This is a genomic window from Algibacter sp. L4_22, from assembly GCF_023473045.1.
Taxonomy (GTDB): domain Bacteria; phylum Bacteroidota; class Bacteroidia; order Flavobacteriales; family Flavobacteriaceae; genus Algibacter.
The window spans coordinates 123929-138914 of the sequence record NZ_JAMCOK010000003.1; the positions used below are offsets into that span (position 1 = coordinate 123929).

A 14986-nucleotide genomic window follows, 5' to 3' on the forward strand; every position below is an offset into this window, starting at 1 on the left:
AGAAACTCCAAGCCTATTGTTATAATTGGTTTGGAGTTTAAATATTGTAAAGAAATTAAAGAATTTACTCTTGAGAATCTTCCTCTGTATTTCTAAAATAAATTTTATCTGTTAACCATTCTTGGACAGCTAAAGAATGAGGTTTTGGTAATTTTTCGTAAAATTTAGATACCTCAATTTGCTCTTTATTTTCAAAGATCTCTTCAAGACTATCGTTATAAGTAGCAAATTCTTCTAACTTATCAATTAATTCTTTTTTAATCTCTGTATTAATTTGCTCCGCACGTCTTGCTATGATTGAAATTGACTCATAGATGTTCTCTGTAGGCTCATCTATTTGATTTCTATCATACGTAATCGTATTAACGGGAGCATTGGTTTTCTTTAAATCCATTTTGATCTTGTTATTTAACTTTTTTTGCTATAATTTTCTAAAGCGCCATCTAATTCAACTGCCATATTATCAACTTCTGAAATATACTCAGAATTCACATAAGATTTTTTAAAACTTTCGTAATAATCTTTGGCTTGTTTTAAACGCACTTCTTTTTTTCGTTCTACACTATTCATTGCTAATTGATATGCAGAATCTAATCTGTAAAACAAAGCTTTTTCACGTAAAGATGATCCTGGGAAATCGAAAATAAAATTATCAAATGATTTTATCGATGCCTCAAAATCTGATATTGTATTGTATTGCTTCGCTATACTATATGCTTTATTCTCTAATTTATAATCTAAAGCTTGAACCAATGTATTAGCATCAGCAACATATTTAGAATCGGGGAATACATTAATAAACGTTTGCAACTTCTCAATAGCTTCAATTGTTTGTTTTTGATCTTTAGTGTAAGCAGGGGAAAGCATTGAATAACTTTTCGCAGATAAAAACGAAGCTTCTTCTTGCTTTTCACTATTTGGATAACTAGATGCAAAACGTTCAAACTGATAACCTGCAACATAATAATCTCCCATTTCATAGAAAGAATTAGAATACAAATACATCAATTTTTCCGCTTGCGGTTTACCTCTATAATTGGGTACAATTTGCGCAAACAATCTATTCGCTTTTGCAAACTTACCTTCGTTATATAAATCTTCACCCATTTTAAACTTCGACGCAATATCTTCAGCTTTCAAAACCTTTTGATACTCGCTACAACTACTTAAAACAGTGAATACTAATAAAATGTAAAAAAACTTTTTCATAAATATAAAAGAGGATGCAAAATTAGGTTAATAATATGGATATTAAAAATATTATTTTCAATCCAAACTTTTGCTAAAATAGAGGCTTAAACCCAGTAATCATAAGGTTTAAGTAATATTTAACACTGAAAAAATAATTAATAAGCTTCTACAAAATCTTTTATTTTTTGCTTTAAAGCATCTGTTGCGGGCACTAATGGCAACCTCACAGTATCTTCACATAGATTTAAAACTTGAAAAACGGCTTTAATTCCCGATGGGTTATTTTCTTCAAAAATATAATTGGTAACATCCATTAATTTAAAATGAAGTTTATATGCCGCTTTGTTATCTCCTTTTAATCCCAAACGAATCATTTCAGAGAAATCTTTAGGAAAAGCTTGGCCAATTACAGAAATAACACCAGATCCACCAGCTAAAACAATAGATAAAGCTAAATCGTCGTCACCAGAAATCACTAAAAAATCTTCCGGTTTATTCTTTATTAACTGTAAATACTGAGCGACGTTGTTCCCTGCTTCTTTTACGGCTATAATATTTTTAAAATCGTTTGCCAATCTTAAAGTGGTATTTACATCCATATTTTTGGATGTTCTTCCTGGTACATTATAAAGAATAATATCAATTGGTGAAGCTTCTGAAATAGCTTTAAAATGCTGATAAATCCCTTCTTGCGTTGGCTTACTATAATAAGGAGAAACTGATAAAACAGCGTCTATACCGCTTAAATCTGTTGTTTTTATTTCTTCAACAACTTGCATAGTATTATTTCCGCCAATACCTAAAACCAATGGTACACGCCCGTTATTTGCTTTAGAAATGGTTTCAACAATCGCTTTCTTTTCATCTTTAGTAATGGTTACACTCTCAGCAGTTGTACCGCTAATTACCAAATATTCTGTACCATTATCTATATTGAAGTTAACAATATTGGTTAATGCTTCATAATTCACCGTTAAATCGGCATTAAAAGGCGTTACCAATGCCACTCCAGTTCCTAGAAACTTACTATTCATCCTTAATTTTATTTAATATTTTTAAGTATTTAAAAGTTTCAGTTTTAAATAAACCGAACTCTTTTAAGCTTGTTTTTATAATTAGATCGTTTATTCTTTCGTCACTTTGCAATATCCCAACTTTAAATTTTGCCTTAGATTTTGCCGTTATTAGTTTCAACTCTAATATATCGGTATCGTAATAACTTACTAAAACATCAAATTCAGTCTTTAAAAACTCCTGTAATTCGGGGTTTTTAATTTTGCCCCTCCAACCAAAATCTTTAGGGTTATAGCAATCATCCCAAGTATTCAAATCTTCTTTTTTACTTTGAGAAAACGCTATGATTTTCAATCTATTAGACTTCACTTTTAAAAGTTTAGCTAATGAATTAAATAATTCAAAATCGTCTATTTCATCTATATTTAAGATAACACCTAAACTATTAACATCGCTATCAGTAACCGCCATCTGGCGCTCCGACAACAATTTGTTTAAGTATTTTTTATTAGATTTTTCTTTAAAACCCTTTAAAATCATTTACCTTTATCGTTTGCGCAAAGGTAGCAAAAGTACATTCAAAAAATTAGTTTAATATATGAGGATTACATATTTATTTATTTTGTTAAATATTTTTGTCTTTTCAGGATGTAAAGAGCATAACTTACATCTTACAAAAATAGAAGGAAAACAAATTGCTATTACCGATTCTATTGAGGCAAACAAAGAAATTGATGCCTATATAAAACCGTTTCGTGATAGAATTGAAAGGGATTTAGATAGTGTTTTAGCTTACTCGGTAGATACTTATTCTAAAAATGATGGAGAATACAATTCAGCAGTTGGGAATTTTATGGCCGACGCTGTTTTTAGTGAATCCAATCCTATTTTTAAAAGCCGAACAGGTAAAGATATTGATGTAGTTTTACTAAACTATGGTGGTATCCGTTCTATTTTATCTAAAGGAAATGTGACTAAAAGAACCGCTTTTGGATTAATGCCTTTTGAAAACAGCATTGTTGTAACCGCTTTAAAAGGAGTACAGATGGATAGTATGATAAATTATTTATCTCGCGCAAAAAAAGCACATCCTATTTCCGGTCTAAAAATAAAACTAGACAAAAACTATAAAATTCTTGAGGCAAAAGTAAATGGTAAAAACATTGAAAACGATAGAACCTATTACGTTGCGACTAACGATTATTTATACAATGGAGGTGATAACATGTCCTTTTTCAAAACAAACGACAGTCTTTATATTTTAGACTACAAAATAAGAAATGCGCTAATTGATAAGTTTATAAAGTTGGATACCATTAATCCTGTTATAGACGATAGATTCACACAAATTAAATAATATGAAACGCAGAGATTTTATACAACAAGCCACAGCTGGAACAGCTTTAGTTACACTTGGCAGCATGGGACTTCAATCGTTTACTACTCTTGGAAAAACATCAAAAATAACTATTCTACATACTAATGACGTACATAGCCACATTGATGCTTTTGGCCCAGAAGATGGAAGAAACGCCAACAAAGGCGGTGTAGCTCGAAGAGCAACCTTAGTTGATAGGCTGAGAAAAGAAAACCCGAACACCTTATTATTAGATGCTGGTGATATTTTTCAAGGCACACCTTACTTTAATTATTATGGGGGTGAATTAGAGTTTAAATTAATGAGTAAATTAAAATATGATGCCGCTACTATTGGAAATCATGATTTTGATAATGGCATAGACGGCCTATACGCACAATTACCACATGCCGATTTTCAGTTTATTACCGCAAATTACGATTTCTCTAACACCGTAATGGATACACATACCAAACCTTATAAAACATTTATAAAAGATGGTATTAAAATTGGAGTTTTTGGTTTAGGTATTGAACTTTCTGGCCTAGTAGACAAAGGTATGTTTAAAGAAACAAAGTATTTAGATCCTATTGAAATGAGTCAAGAAATGACACGTATTTTAAAAGAAGACGAACACTGCGATTTAATTATTTGCCTATCACATTTGGGATATCACTACAAAAACAATCCGAACAAAATAGACGATTTAAAATTAGCTGAAGCCACAAAAAATATTGATTTAATTATTGGAGGACATACCCATACATTTTTAAAGAAACCTACTATTGTTAAAAATGCTGAAGGAAAAAACACGCTAGTTAACCAAGTAGGATGCTATGGCATAAACTTAGGGAAAATTGATTTTTATTTTGATTCTGATAAAAACAAATCGGCTAACGGAACCTCTATTATAGTTTAATTCCAGAAACCCCAACGACACTATAATTTAAAAAAATCTAATAAGAGTAAAATATTTTAGATACCAAGGAAAACGTTGAACCTATAAATAGCAACTATTAGATCTTTAGCTACTGGAATTATAAATATTACGGTTTAGATATAAAGCAAAATGATTACTTAAGGCTTAAGTCGGGATAATTGAGATCGTCCCGATGGCTAATATTAGATAATTTTGATTGCTCGTAGAAAAAGTAGAAAGCCCCTAAAACCAATGTTGTTGAAAGAAAATTCAATAAACTGCTTTCAGAAATGAAGATATTAGCAACGTCTATTATTTCGGAAAAAACTAAACATAGAACTCCAAAAAATAAGAAAAGCGATTTTTCATTATCACGATAAAAATAGTTTAATAATGAAATTGCCAACACCATTAAAATAACGATATTATATGCATTCTCTAAATAATAATCGATAGACGTACCAACTTCTGGCTTTTCAATGGTGTGTAAAACATAAATTAAATAAGAGTTCAAAATAGCTAAAATAAATAAATGAATCTTCAAGTTCTTTAATATATATCTAAAATTAATCGACTTACAAATCCTAACAAACAAGATAGTATATGCTAAAATATACAAGCAATTACCAATGTAATACACGTATTCATAGTAGATAGAGTTTTCATCTAAATAAACAAATTTATCTATAACACCCAATAAATCAGATAGCCCAAAAAACACTAAGAACAATAAGAACAACTTGTTTTTAGGTTTTACAAAAATTAAATAACGAACAACTACCAATGGCACTATTAGCGACTCAAAATAAAGTGCTAATTTAGAGTTTCCACTAAATTCGAAAACAACAAATAGCACATAAACCGCCACTATTAATACTACAAAAAATTTTGATTTGTACATATTTACCACTAAAACAGAGGCAAATATAAACAAATAACACAATTAAACAGGATTAAAATGTATTTAATCGATATTCATTACCCCATACTTACCATTTGCAAGAATTCAGCCTCGGTTATTAAATCAATATTTAATTTTTCAGCTTTCTCTTTTTTACTTGGCCCCATTTTATCACCTGCTACAATAAAACTAGTTTTAGAAGAAATAGAACTACTTACCTTACCTCCATTATCTTCGATAAGTTTTTTTAACTCATTTCTAGAAATCGTTTCAAAAACACCTGTTACTACAATAGACTGCCCTTGAAGCAAAATTGTTTTACCCACCAATTCCTCTGCCGACATTTCTAACTGAACACCAAAGGATTTTAAACGATTTATAGTCTCATTATTTTCTTCGGAAGTAAAAAATAAACAAACGCTTTCTGCTATCTTAATTCCAATTTCATCAACATTTTCTAACTGTTCTTGTGTAGCTTCACGAATAGCATCAATACTTTTATAATGTCTTGCTAATTTTTTAGCAACGGTTTCACCAACATAACGAATACCCAAAGCAAAAAGCACACGCTCGAAAGGGATGTTTTTAGATTGTTCAATGCCTTCTATTAATTTTTCAGCACTTTTTTCTGCCATACGCTCCAAAGGAATCACTTGCTCTTTTGTCAATTCATATAAATCAGAATAATTAGTAATTAGTCCTTCATTAACCAAAAGCGCAACCGTTTCACCTCCTAAACCATCAATATCCATCGCTTTTCTGGAAATGTAATGTTGAATTCTCCCTATAATTTGCGGATTACAACCATTATAGTTCGGACAATAATGCTGTGCTTCTCCTTCTTTACGCTCTAATAAGGTATTACATTCGGGACAATGCGTAATATATTCGGTTGGTTTAGAGTTTTCTGGTCGCTCACTTAAATCTACACCTAAAATTTTAGGAATAATCTCACCGCCTTTTTCCACATAAACCATATCGCTAACCCGGATATCAAGTCTTTCTATTTGATCTGCGTTATGCAAGGAGGCTCGTTTAACAGTAGTTCCTGCCAACTCTACAGGCTCTAAATTAGCGACAGGCGTAATCGCTCCTGTTCGGCCAACTTGATACGTTATACTATTTAAACGAGTTGAAACCTGCTCGGCCTTAAACTTATATGCCATAGCCCAGCGAGGTGCCTTGGAAGTAAACCCCAATTCTTCCTGCTGTTGCAGATCGTTAACTTTTACAACCACACCATCTGTTTCAAACGGTAAATTGTGTCGGTGTATATCCCAATAATTTATGAATTCTAAAACCTCGTCAATAGAATTTGCTAATTTCGCAACTTCTGGAACTTTAAATCCCCATTCACGAGCTTTCTCTAAACTTTCAAATTGACTAGTAACACCTAAATTCGTGCCCGTTAAATTATACAATAGACATTCTAATGGGCGTTTAGCAACCTCTGCGCTATCTTGTAGTTTCAAACTTCCGGATGCCGTATTTCTCGGATTCCTATATGGTTCTTCACCTATTTCAATCCTATCTTCATTCATTTTATTAAACCCATCGAAAGGCAAAACAATTTCTCCACGAATATCAAATGTTTCTGGATAATCACCTTTTAATTGCAATGGCACAGATTTAATTGTTTTAACATTAGCAGTTACATTATCGCCCTGAAAACCATCGCCTCGTGTTACAGCTTTAATCAACTTACCATGCTCGTAAGTTAAACTAATAGATGCGCCATCATATTTTAACTCGCAGGTAAATTGCACATCACCATCTATTAACTTCTCAATTCTGGTTTCCCAATCAAGTAGATCTTCTTTAGAATAGGAATTCTCAAGAGAGTACATTCGATAGGCATGCTTAATCGTTTCAAAATTTTTAGTTACCGTTCCTCCTACCCGCTGGGATGGTGAATTAGCGTCAAAAAATTCTGGATGTTTAGCCTCTAATTCTTGAAGTTCTTTGAGTTTTATATCAAAGTCATAATCAGAAATAGTTGCACTATCAAGCACATAATAATTATGATTATGCGTTCTTAACTCGCTTCTTAATGCTTCTATATGTTCTTGAATATTGCTCATGTATCTTTTTATTCTTGACTAGAATTTATTTTTTAGTTGAAAAAAAATCTTCCAATTATTAATTAAAAGTTCCTTTTATCATTCTATCTTTTTTGAAAACATCTTGTTTCAATTGAATATTTTTAAAATTATTCGACTTTAAAAGCTGAATCATTTCACTACCTAAATATTCATTAATTTCAAAAAACAAAACACCTTTTTCTGTTAAGTTTTTAACTGCGAATTCAGTTATGGCTTTATAAAATTTTAATGGATCTTCATCATCAACAAACAATGCCAAGTGTGGCTCGTTTTCTAAAACATTCGGTTGCATTAATTGTTTTTCTTTATTTCGAACATATGGCGGATTCGAAACAATAATATTAAATTTAAAGTTTTTATCAAATTTAGAATTACAAACAGATAGAATATCTTGATTTATAAATTTAATTTCAACTTCGTTTAATTCGGCATTTTGCTTTGCCATTTCCAGAGCTCCTATACTTACATCTAAAGCATACACATTAGCATTTGGTAAGTGTTTTGCAATAGAAATAGCTATACAACCACTTCCTGTACCAATATCTAAAATATTTATTTTTTCGGTTTTAGATTTCATTTTTAAAACCCAATTCACCAATTCTTCAGTTTCTGGCCGTGGTATTAAGGTGTTTTCATTAACCTTAAACTCTAAACCGTAAAATTCAGTTTCACCTAATATGTACTGGATAGGTTTTTGATCTTTTAGTAATTGCAATGCATCTAAAATTAGTGCTTCATTTTCAACCTCCAAGCTAGAATCCATTGCTAAATTCAATCTTGAAATCTTATAATAAGCTTCAATCAACATATAAAAAAAACTATCCACTTCCTCTAAAGGGAATAAATTGTCCAATTCTTGATGGAATTTATTTTTAATATCTTTCAATTTCATTTAGCAAATTTATATTTTTTAGCTACGAATACACAAATTATTACTCAGAAATACAATGTTTAAAAAAGCTTAAAACAGTAAACCAATTAATATCTCATTGTTTTTATAAATCCTTTAACATCCAAACACCACAAGAAAAGTGACCTGTATCACCCAAAGCCCTTTCTAAATGTTTAAACCCATTAATTTCGTAAATATGTATTGCTGCTTTTAATTGCGTAGCCGATTCAATATAACACTGCTTATAGCCTAATATTTTAGCTGTTTCTAAACATTTTTGAAATAATAGCTTACCATAACCTTTACCTCTAATTTTTGGAGAAAAGTACATTTTCTGAATTTCACAAACCGAACTTTCAAAATCCTTCAAAGGCTTTACTCCACCGCCACCTAAAATTTCACCATTTACATCAATAACAAAATATGCATCGTTTTCATTTTGGTAAGCCTCAAACAATTGTTTAGTTTCTGGGTCGGTATAAGCCGTACCTTCCAACGGGATTTTAAATTCATGAAAGCACCCACGGATAACTTGTTCCATTTCTGGGTTATCTTCACATCTAATTTCTCGAATAACTATAGTATCTTTGCTCATAATTAATCATCTTTTTAGATAGGTGAAGATACAGTAAATCATAAATATCATTAATGAAGAAACTCATAATTTTATCAACACTCCTTATCTCATTTTTGAGTTGTACCGTTACAGAAAAACCTACTTTCGTTGGTGTACAAAATATTAAAGTTATAGAAAGCACCTCTAGAAACATAACATTTGTGGCCGACGCTTTATTTTTGAACCCAAATGATATTGGTGGAGAATTGCAAACCGACGGTATTAAGATTTTTGTAAACAATAATGAAATGGGACATGTCTCCGCAGATAATTTTGATGTTCCAGCAAAAAAAGAATTTACAATTCCTTTAAAAGCTATTATTCCAACCGATAGTATTTTTAGTAATAAGAATCTAAGCAGTTTACTTGGTAGCTTATTCAGTAAAAAAGTAAAAGTGCAATATACAGGTGAAATAAATTATAAGGTTTTTGGTTTTTCGCATAGCTATACCGTTAACGAAACTGAAGATGTTAAAATAAAATTATAGTATTGAACACCCACGAAACATATATTAAACGTTGTTTAGAAATCGCTAAAAACGGCTTAGGATCAACACAACCAAATCCCATGGTTGGTAGTATTATTGTATTAAACAATAAAATTATAGGCGAAGGTTTTACCAGTAAATACGGTGGAAACCACGCAGAGGTTAACGCTATTAATTCTGTTAAAGATAAAAGCCTTTTAAACAAATCTACTATTTACGTCACGCTAGAACCTTGCTCGCATTATGGAAAAACACCTCCTTGCAGCGATCTTATTATTAAACACAAAATACAGAAAGTAGTGATTGGCTGCGTTGACGATTACGAAAAAGTTGCAGGCCAAGGTATTAAAAAGTTAAGAAGTTCTGGCGCCGAAGTTATTGTTGGAGTTTTAGAAAAGGAATGCAAAGCACACCACAAACGGTTCTTTACATTTCATAATAAAAAACGCCCTTATATTATTTTAAAATGGGCACAATCTGCCGATGGATTCATTGCGCCAACAACAAAAAACGAACAAAAACCTGTTTGGATTACAAATACCTTTTCCAGACAATTAGTTCATAAATGGCGTGCTGAGGAACAAGCTATTTTAGTAGGAACAAATACTGTACTAGCAGATAACCCAACACTTACAAGTCGTGATTTTGTTGGTAAAAACCCTATTCGGGTTGTTTTAGATAAAACTAGTAAATTATCAAATAACCTTGCTGTTTTTAATAATGAAGCCAAGACTATTATCATTTGTGAAAATGATGAACTTAAGCTAACTGAGGTTGAAAACAAGAAACAAGAAACAATCAACTGGAATTTAAAATCCAAAATTGCACAGCAAATAGCTTCTGTTTTATTCAATAACAACATAAATTCTGTAATTATAGAAGGTGGAGCACAAACACTTCAAACTTTTATAGATGAAAACCTTTGGGACGAAGCTAGGATTTTTACAGGAAAAACGCAATTTAAAACAGGCGTGAAAGCACCAAGATTTTCAGGTTGTTTAATTTCCGAAGAAAACATTTTAACAGATACATTAAAAATTTACAACAATGATTAAAACCTTGATTTTCGATTTCGGAAACGTATTTATAAATCTTGATATTGAAGGCGCTGCAAAATATGCTTTTGAAACTTTAGAAATAGATTCCTTTTCGGAAGAAATGACTGCTTTTAATAGTTTTTATGAGCAAGGGTTAATTTCAACCGATGAGTTTTTAGAGTTTTATGCCGAAAATTTCCCTAAACTTTCAAAAGAAGAACTTATCTATACATGGAATTACATGTTGAAACATTTTCCTAAAACTAGGTTAGAATTCATAAAAGAACTAAAAACTTCATCTAAATACAAACTTATTTTATTGAGTAACACCAATGAGCTTCATATTGATTCAATAAAAGAAAGCATTTCATTTTTCGAAGAATTTAAAAATTGTTTTGACGCATTTTATCTTTCTCACGAGATTAACTTAAGAAAACCAAATGATGATATTTTTGAGTTCCTTCTAAAAGAAAATAATTTAAAGGCCGAGGAATGCCTTTTTATAGACGACAATAAAGATAATATTGAAACTGCCAATAATTTGAATTTTAAAACCTGGCATATTAATCCAGAAACTGAAGATGTTTGTACTTTATTTGAAACCAAAAGCAGCTTATTTTAAATACGTTTGATAGAAAAAGATACATATAGAACTATTGATGTAGCTCCAGAGCCAGTCTTATTCAAAGATAAAAACAGTAAATTTTTCGGCTACACCTTTCCCGTTTTTAATGAAGATGATGTGAAAACTCATTTAGAATTATTAAAAAAGGAACATCATTCTGCGCGTCATTGGTGCTATGCTTATCAATTTGGAACAGAAACCATAAGTTATCGTGCAAACGATGATGGCGAACCAAATAATAGTGCAGGCATGCCAATTTATGGTCAAATTCAATCCTTCGATGTTACTAACATCTTAATCGTGGTTGTTCGATATTTTGGTGGCGTAAAATTAGGTGTCGGCGGTTTAATAAATGCTTATAAAACCACTGCCCTATTAAGTCTTGAAGCATCTAAAATATTAGAAAAAACGATAAACATTGATTATCTAATCACTTTCGATTACAAAAACATGAATAAAGTGATGCGAGTAATCAAAGAACGGAACTTAAATATTACCAATCAAAAACTAGAACTAGATTGCCAAATTACAATTTCCGTTCGAAAAAAAGATTCAGAAGCTGTTTTTGAAACTTTTAATCATCTTTTTGAAATACACATCAAGCAAATTTAATACGAACATAAAAAAAATTAAGCTTCAAGTATATCTAAAATATATTGTGGCGCTTTTGTTGGTCGTTTGGTTTTCATGTCTACAAATACCAAAATTGTACTTGCTGTAGATAAAAGTTCTCCTTTCTGATTTGTGATTTCATACTCAAATTCTATTTTGGCAGTGGGTCTTTTTTTGAGTTGTGTTTTCACATTAATTAAATCATCATAACCCGCTGGCTTTTTATAATTTACATTCAAAGAAACGACGGGTAACATAACCCCATTTTCTTCCATAGTTTTATAAGAAACACCAAGTTTACGTAGCCACTCAATACGTCCCATTTCTAAATATAACGCATAATTCCCGTGATACACAACCCCCATTTGGTCTGTTTCACCGTATCTCACTCTTATTTGTATTTCATCGGATTTCGGAAGCATATTTCAATATTTTTTTGTAGTTTCGACAAGTGCTTAAACTTGAGGAAAAAATTCTAATTATTCAATAGTAAATGATTTTTTTTTTAAGAATTTTGTTCACATCTTTGCCGAACGCAAAATGGAGGGATATGGAAAATTCGTTTTTCATCCATAATAATTAACAAACAACAAGAGTATTTAAAATGAGTATAACTGCGCAAACGGTATGGAATAGTTGTCTAAAATTCATAAAGGATAATATCCAGCCGCAAGCCTATAAAACATGGTTTGAACCAATAATAGCAGTTAAACTAGCTGATAACGCTTTAAGCATTCAGGTACCTAGTAAATTCTTTTACGAATGGCTAGAAGAACATTATGTTAAAATATTAAAAGTATCCCTAACTAAAGAATTAGGAGAAAAAGCCAAACTAGTTTACATTATTAAAATGGAAAACACTTATGGCAATAAACAACCTTTTACCGAAAAAATCCCGAGTTCAAACAGAAGTGGTTTAAAATCACAAGATGTTGATATTCCTTTAAACAATAAAAATCCAGAATTACGTAATCCATTTGTAATTCCAGGAATTAGAAATGTTAAAATTGAATCGCAATTAAACCCAAATTATAGTTTTGAAAACTTTTTAGAAGGCGACTCTAACCGTTTAGCTAGAAGTGCAGGATTAGCTGTTGCCGCTAAGCCCGGTGGAACATCTTTTAATCCATTATTAATCTTTGGAGGTGTTGGTCTAGGTAAAACACATTTAGCGCACGCTATTGGTGTTGATATTAAAGATAAATATCCTGAAAAAACCGTTTTATATATTTCAGCTGAAAAATTTACGCAGCAATATATAGATTCTGTTAAGAAAAATAATAGAAACGATTTTATTCATTTCTATCAAATTATAGATGTTTTAATTATTGATGATGTGCAATTCCTAACAGGAAAAACAGGAACTCAAGATGTTTTCTTCCACATTTTTAATCATTTACATCAAAATGGAAAACAAGTTATATTAACAAGTGATAAAGCACCTGTTGATATGCAAGATATTGAACAACGCTTATTATCTCGTTTTAAATGGGGACTTTCAGCAGAGTTACAACATCCTGACTTTGAAACTCGAGTTTCTATTTTAAAGAATAAATTATATCGTGATGGTGTTGAAATGCCAGAGGACATTATTGAGTATGTTGCTAAAAACATAAAAACAAATGTTCGAGAATTGGAAGGTGCTATTATTTCATTAATTGCACAGTCTTCTTTCAACAAAAAAGAAATCACTATTGATTTAGCTCGCACTATTGTTGAGAAATTTGTAAAAAACACAAAACGCGAAGTTTCTATAGATTATATTCAAAAAGTAGTATCAGATTATTTCCAAATGGACATCGATACACTTCAATCTAAAACTAGAAAACGCCATATTGTACAAGCTAGACAATTAGCCATGTTTTTTGCTAAAAAACTAACAAAGGCATCTTTAGCCAGTATTGGTTCTCAAATAGGTAAACGTGATCACGCCACGGTTTTACACGCTTGTAAAACGGTAGACAATTTATCCTCAACAGACAAACAATTTAGAAAATACGTTGAAGATATCACTAAAAAACTTTCTGTTTAAAACTGTTTTAAAATGACTAAAATTCTGATGGTATGCTTGGGAAACATTTGCCGTTCTCCACTTGCCGAAGGTATTTTAAAATCTAAACTATCCAACAACTTCATTGTTGATTCTGCCGGAACAGCAAATTACCATACAGGTAACTCGCCAGATTCGCGATCTATTGCGGTGGCTAAAAAATATGGTCTAAATATTTCAAATCTAAAAGGAAGACAATTTTTAGTTTCCGATTTTGATACATTTGACATCATTTACGTGATGGATGATTCTAATTTCAAAAATGTAATCAAACTTGCCAGAAACAATCAAGATATCTCTAAAGTTAACTTTATTTTAAATGAAGTTTATCCCAACAAGAATTTTAATGTACCAGACCCCTATTACGGTGGTAACGATGGTTTTGAGAACATATATAACATGCTAGATGAAGCATGTACTATTATTGCAAATAATTTAACTTCGGAATAAAATGACATCAGCTAAAGGCCAACTTTTTTTAATACCAACTACTTTAGGCGATAATAATCCGCTAGATGTTTTACCTATAACTGTAAAAAATACCATAGATAAAATTGATGTTTTTATTGTTGAAAACGAAAAAACAGCACGCCGTTTCATAAAAAAGATTTGTCCAGAAAAAGCACAACCTTCACTACAGTTATTTACTTTAAACAAACGAACAGAAGCTAGTGAATTACCCGCTTTTTTAAACCCGTGTTTAAATGGAATTAACGTTGGACTTCTATCTGAAGCTGGCTGTCCAGGCGTTGCGGACCCTGGAGCCGATGTTGTAAAAATAGCACATGAGAAAAACATAAAAGTAATCCCTCTTGTAGGACCATCATCTATTTTAATGGCTATGATGAGTTCTGGAATGAATGGGCAAAGTTTTGCATTTAATGGCTACTTACCTATTGATAAAGGAGAAAGAAAAACAGAAATAAAGCGATTAGAGCGCTTATCTTTTGAGCATAACCAATCGCAACTTTTTATTGAAACACCTTACCGGAACAATAAAATGCTAGAAGATTTAAGTACCGTTTTAGAAAACAACACCGATATCTGTGTAGCCTGTGATATTACTTTAGAAACTGAATTTATAAAAACAAAGAGCGCCAAAGCATGGCAAAAAAATAGCGTTGACCTTCATAAAAGACCAACGCTATTTATTATACATAAAAGCTAATTTTAAAACCCCTT

At 31.3% G+C, this 14986-nt stretch carries 18 protein-coding genes; 9 read left to right on the plus strand and 9 right to left on the minus strand.

Going from position 1 to position 14986, the window contains the following annotated elements:
- Positions 1-64 precede the first annotated feature (64 nt).
- From M4I23_RS08705 to M4I23_RS08720, 4 genes are all read right to left on the minus strand, one after another.
- Positions 65-394 (minus strand): DNA-directed RNA polymerase subunit omega, encoded by a 330-nt coding sequence (locus tag M4I23_RS08705; protein ID WP_158851487.1) that lies wholly within the window; start codon positions 392-394, stop codon positions 65-67.
- 14 nt (positions 395-408) lie between these two features.
- Positions 409-1209, minus strand: a complete 801-nt coding sequence (locus M4I23_RS08710) for an outer membrane protein assembly factor BamD (protein ID WP_249754133.1) — start codon at positions 1207-1209, stop codon at positions 409-411.
- A gap of 137 nt (positions 1210-1346) precedes the next feature.
- A complete protein-coding gene (gene dapA / locus M4I23_RS08715; protein ID WP_249754134.1) occupies positions 1347-2225 on the minus strand; it encodes a 4-hydroxy-tetrahydrodipicolinate synthase in 879 nt (292 codons plus the stop codon).
- On the minus strand, positions 2218-2745 hold the full coding sequence (locus M4I23_RS08720; RefSeq protein ID WP_158851493.1) for a hypothetical protein: 528 nt from the start codon (positions 2743-2745) through the stop codon (positions 2218-2220). Before M4I23_RS08720 ends, dapA begins: the two co-directional genes overlap by 8 nt.
- Before the next feature lie 58 nt (positions 2746-2803).
- Here M4I23_RS08720 and M4I23_RS08725 point away from each other — a divergent pair, with 58 nt between their 5' ends.
- Together M4I23_RS08725 and M4I23_RS08730 are read left to right on the plus strand one after the other, a co-directional pair.
- Positions 2804-3562, plus strand: a complete 759-nt coding sequence (locus M4I23_RS08725; protein WP_249754135.1) for a 5'-nucleotidase C-terminal domain-containing protein — start codon at positions 2804-2806, stop codon at positions 3560-3562.
- Between the two features lies 1 nt (position 3563).
- On the plus strand, positions 3564-4481 hold the full coding sequence (locus M4I23_RS08730) for a bifunctional UDP-sugar hydrolase/5'-nucleotidase (RefSeq protein WP_249754136.1): 918 nt from the start codon (positions 3564-3566) through the stop codon (positions 4479-4481).
- 154 nt (positions 4482-4635) lie between these two features.
- Here M4I23_RS08730 and M4I23_RS08735 read toward each other — a convergent pair whose 3' ends face one another.
- The 4 genes from M4I23_RS08735 to M4I23_RS08750 form a co-directional block, all read right to left on the minus strand.
- Positions 4636-5382, minus strand: a complete 747-nt coding sequence (locus tag M4I23_RS08735) for a hypothetical protein (RefSeq protein WP_158851499.1) — start codon at positions 5380-5382, stop codon at positions 4636-4638.
- Positions 5383-5459: 77 nt separating this feature from the next.
- Positions 5460-7463 carry an NAD-dependent DNA ligase LigA gene (gene ligA, locus M4I23_RS08740; RefSeq protein ID WP_249754137.1) on the minus strand — a complete coding sequence of 668 codons (2004 nt, stop codon included), beginning with the start codon at positions 7461-7463 and terminating at the stop codon, positions 5460-5462.
- Between the two features lie 58 nt (positions 7464-7521).
- A complete protein-coding gene (gene prmC / locus M4I23_RS08745) occupies positions 7522-8376 on the minus strand; it encodes a peptide chain release factor N(5)-glutamine methyltransferase (RefSeq protein ID WP_249754138.1) in 855 nt (284 codons plus the stop codon).
- A 103-nt stretch (positions 8377-8479) separates the two neighbouring features.
- The gene (locus M4I23_RS08750; protein WP_249754139.1) at positions 8480-8971 is read right to left on the minus strand and encodes a GNAT family N-acetyltransferase; all 492 of its coding nucleotides are present in this window, start codon (positions 8969-8971) and stop codon (positions 8480-8482) included.
- 53 nt (positions 8972-9024) lie between these two features.
- Between M4I23_RS08750 and M4I23_RS08755 the strand changes: the two genes are divergently transcribed.
- Genes M4I23_RS08755 through M4I23_RS08770 form a run of 4 tightly spaced genes read left to right on the plus strand, consistent with a single transcriptional unit; the run spans position 9025 to position 11754 of the window.
- Positions 9025-9480 (plus strand): LEA type 2 family protein, encoded by a 456-nt coding sequence (locus tag M4I23_RS08755; RefSeq protein ID WP_158851507.1) that lies wholly within the window; start codon positions 9025-9027, stop codon positions 9478-9480.
- A gap of 2 nt (positions 9481-9482) precedes the next feature.
- Complete coding sequence (gene ribD / locus M4I23_RS08760) at positions 9483-10535, plus strand: bifunctional diaminohydroxyphosphoribosylaminopyrimidine deaminase/5-amino-6-(5-phosphoribosylamino)uracil reductase RibD (protein WP_249754140.1); 1053 nt, start codon at positions 9483-9485, stop codon at positions 10533-10535.
- Complete coding sequence (locus M4I23_RS08765) at positions 10528-11139, plus strand: HAD family phosphatase (RefSeq protein ID WP_249754141.1); 612 nt, start codon at positions 10528-10530, stop codon at positions 11137-11139. The genes ribD and M4I23_RS08765 overlap by 8 nt, the downstream gene beginning before the upstream one ends.
- A gap of 6 nt (positions 11140-11145) precedes the next feature.
- Positions 11146-11754, plus strand: coding sequence for a YigZ family protein (locus M4I23_RS08770; RefSeq protein WP_158851513.1), 609 nt, complete (start codon positions 11146-11148; stop codon positions 11752-11754).
- Between the two features lie 17 nt (positions 11755-11771).
- On the opposite strand, the gene M4I23_RS08775 is transcribed toward M4I23_RS08770, so the two are convergent.
- Positions 11772-12176, minus strand: coding sequence for a thioesterase family protein (locus M4I23_RS08775; protein WP_158851515.1), 405 nt, complete (start codon positions 12174-12176; stop codon positions 11772-11774).
- Between the two features lie 182 nt (positions 12177-12358).
- On the opposite strand from M4I23_RS08775, the gene dnaA reads away from it, so the two are divergent.
- Genes dnaA through M4I23_RS08790 form a run of 3 tightly spaced genes read left to right on the plus strand, consistent with a single transcriptional unit; the run spans position 12359 to position 14972 of the window.
- Positions 12359-13786, plus strand: a complete 1428-nt coding sequence (gene dnaA / locus M4I23_RS08780; RefSeq protein WP_158843823.1) for a chromosomal replication initiator protein DnaA — start codon at positions 12359-12361, stop codon at positions 13784-13786.
- Between the two features lie 12 nt (positions 13787-13798).
- Entirely contained in the window at positions 13799-14254 is a 456-nt protein-coding gene (locus M4I23_RS08785; protein WP_233267580.1) for a low molecular weight protein-tyrosine-phosphatase, read from the plus strand.
- A gap of 1 nt (position 14255) precedes the next feature.
- Positions 14256-14972: an SAM-dependent methyltransferase gene (locus M4I23_RS08790; RefSeq protein WP_158843825.1), complete on the plus strand. Its 717-nt coding sequence runs from the start codon at positions 14256-14258 to the stop codon at positions 14970-14972.
- The last annotated feature ends 14 nt before the right edge of the window (positions 14973-14986 follow it).

What these genes read in the sequence shown, in the direction of transcription:
- M4I23_RS08710 (WP_249754133.1), bottom strand. Translation starts at nt 1,209, where the DNA reads ATGAAAAAGTTTTTTTACATTTTATTAGTATTCACTGTTTTAAGTAGT.
- M4I23_RS08775 (WP_158851515.1), bottom strand. Translation starts at nt 12,176, where the DNA reads ATGCTTCCGAAATCCGATGAAATACAAATAAGAGTGAGATACGGTGAA.
- M4I23_RS08765 (WP_249754141.1), top strand. Translation starts at nt 10,528, where the DNA reads ATGATTAAAACCTTGATTTTCGATTTCGGAAACGTATTTATAAATCTT.
- M4I23_RS08755 (WP_158851507.1), top strand. Translation starts at nt 9,025, where the DNA reads ATGAAGAAACTCATAATTTTATCAACACTCCTTATCTCATTTTTGAGT.
- ligA (WP_249754137.1), bottom strand. Translation starts at nt 7,463, where the DNA reads ATGAGCAATATTCAAGAACATATAGAAGCATTAAGAAGCGAGTTAAGA.
- M4I23_RS08790 (WP_158843825.1), top strand. Translation starts at nt 14,256, where the DNA reads ATGACATCAGCTAAAGGCCAACTTTTTTTAATACCAACTACTTTAGGC.
- dnaA (WP_158843823.1), top strand. Translation starts at nt 12,359, where the DNA reads ATGAGTATAACTGCGCAAACGGTATGGAATAGTTGTCTAAAATTCATA.
- M4I23_RS08785 (WP_233267580.1), top strand. Translation starts at nt 13,799, where the DNA reads ATGACTAAAATTCTGATGGTATGCTTGGGAAACATTTGCCGTTCTCCA.
- M4I23_RS08735 (WP_158851499.1), bottom strand. Translation starts at nt 5,382, where the DNA reads ATGTACAAATCAAAATTTTTTGTAGTATTAATAGTGGCGGTTTATGTG.
- prmC (WP_249754138.1), bottom strand. Translation starts at nt 8,376, where the DNA reads ATGAAATTGAAAGATATTAAAAATAAATTCCATCAAGAATTGGACAAT.
- dapA (WP_249754134.1), bottom strand. Translation starts at nt 2,225, where the DNA reads ATGAATAGTAAGTTTCTAGGAACTGGAGTGGCATTGGTAACGCCTTTT.
- M4I23_RS08730 (WP_249754136.1), top strand. Translation starts at nt 3,564, where the DNA reads ATGAAACGCAGAGATTTTATACAACAAGCCACAGCTGGAACAGCTTTA.
- M4I23_RS08720 (WP_158851493.1), bottom strand. Translation starts at nt 2,745, where the DNA reads ATGATTTTAAAGGGTTTTAAAGAAAAATCTAATAAAAAATACTTAAAC.
- M4I23_RS08725 (WP_249754135.1), top strand. Translation starts at nt 2,804, where the DNA reads ATGAGGATTACATATTTATTTATTTTGTTAAATATTTTTGTCTTTTCA.
- M4I23_RS08750 (WP_249754139.1), bottom strand. Translation starts at nt 8,971, where the DNA reads ATGAGCAAAGATACTATAGTTATTCGAGAAATTAGATGTGAAGATAAC.
- M4I23_RS08705 (WP_158851487.1), bottom strand. Translation starts at nt 394, where the DNA reads ATGGATTTAAAGAAAACCAATGCTCCCGTTAATACGATTACGTATGAT.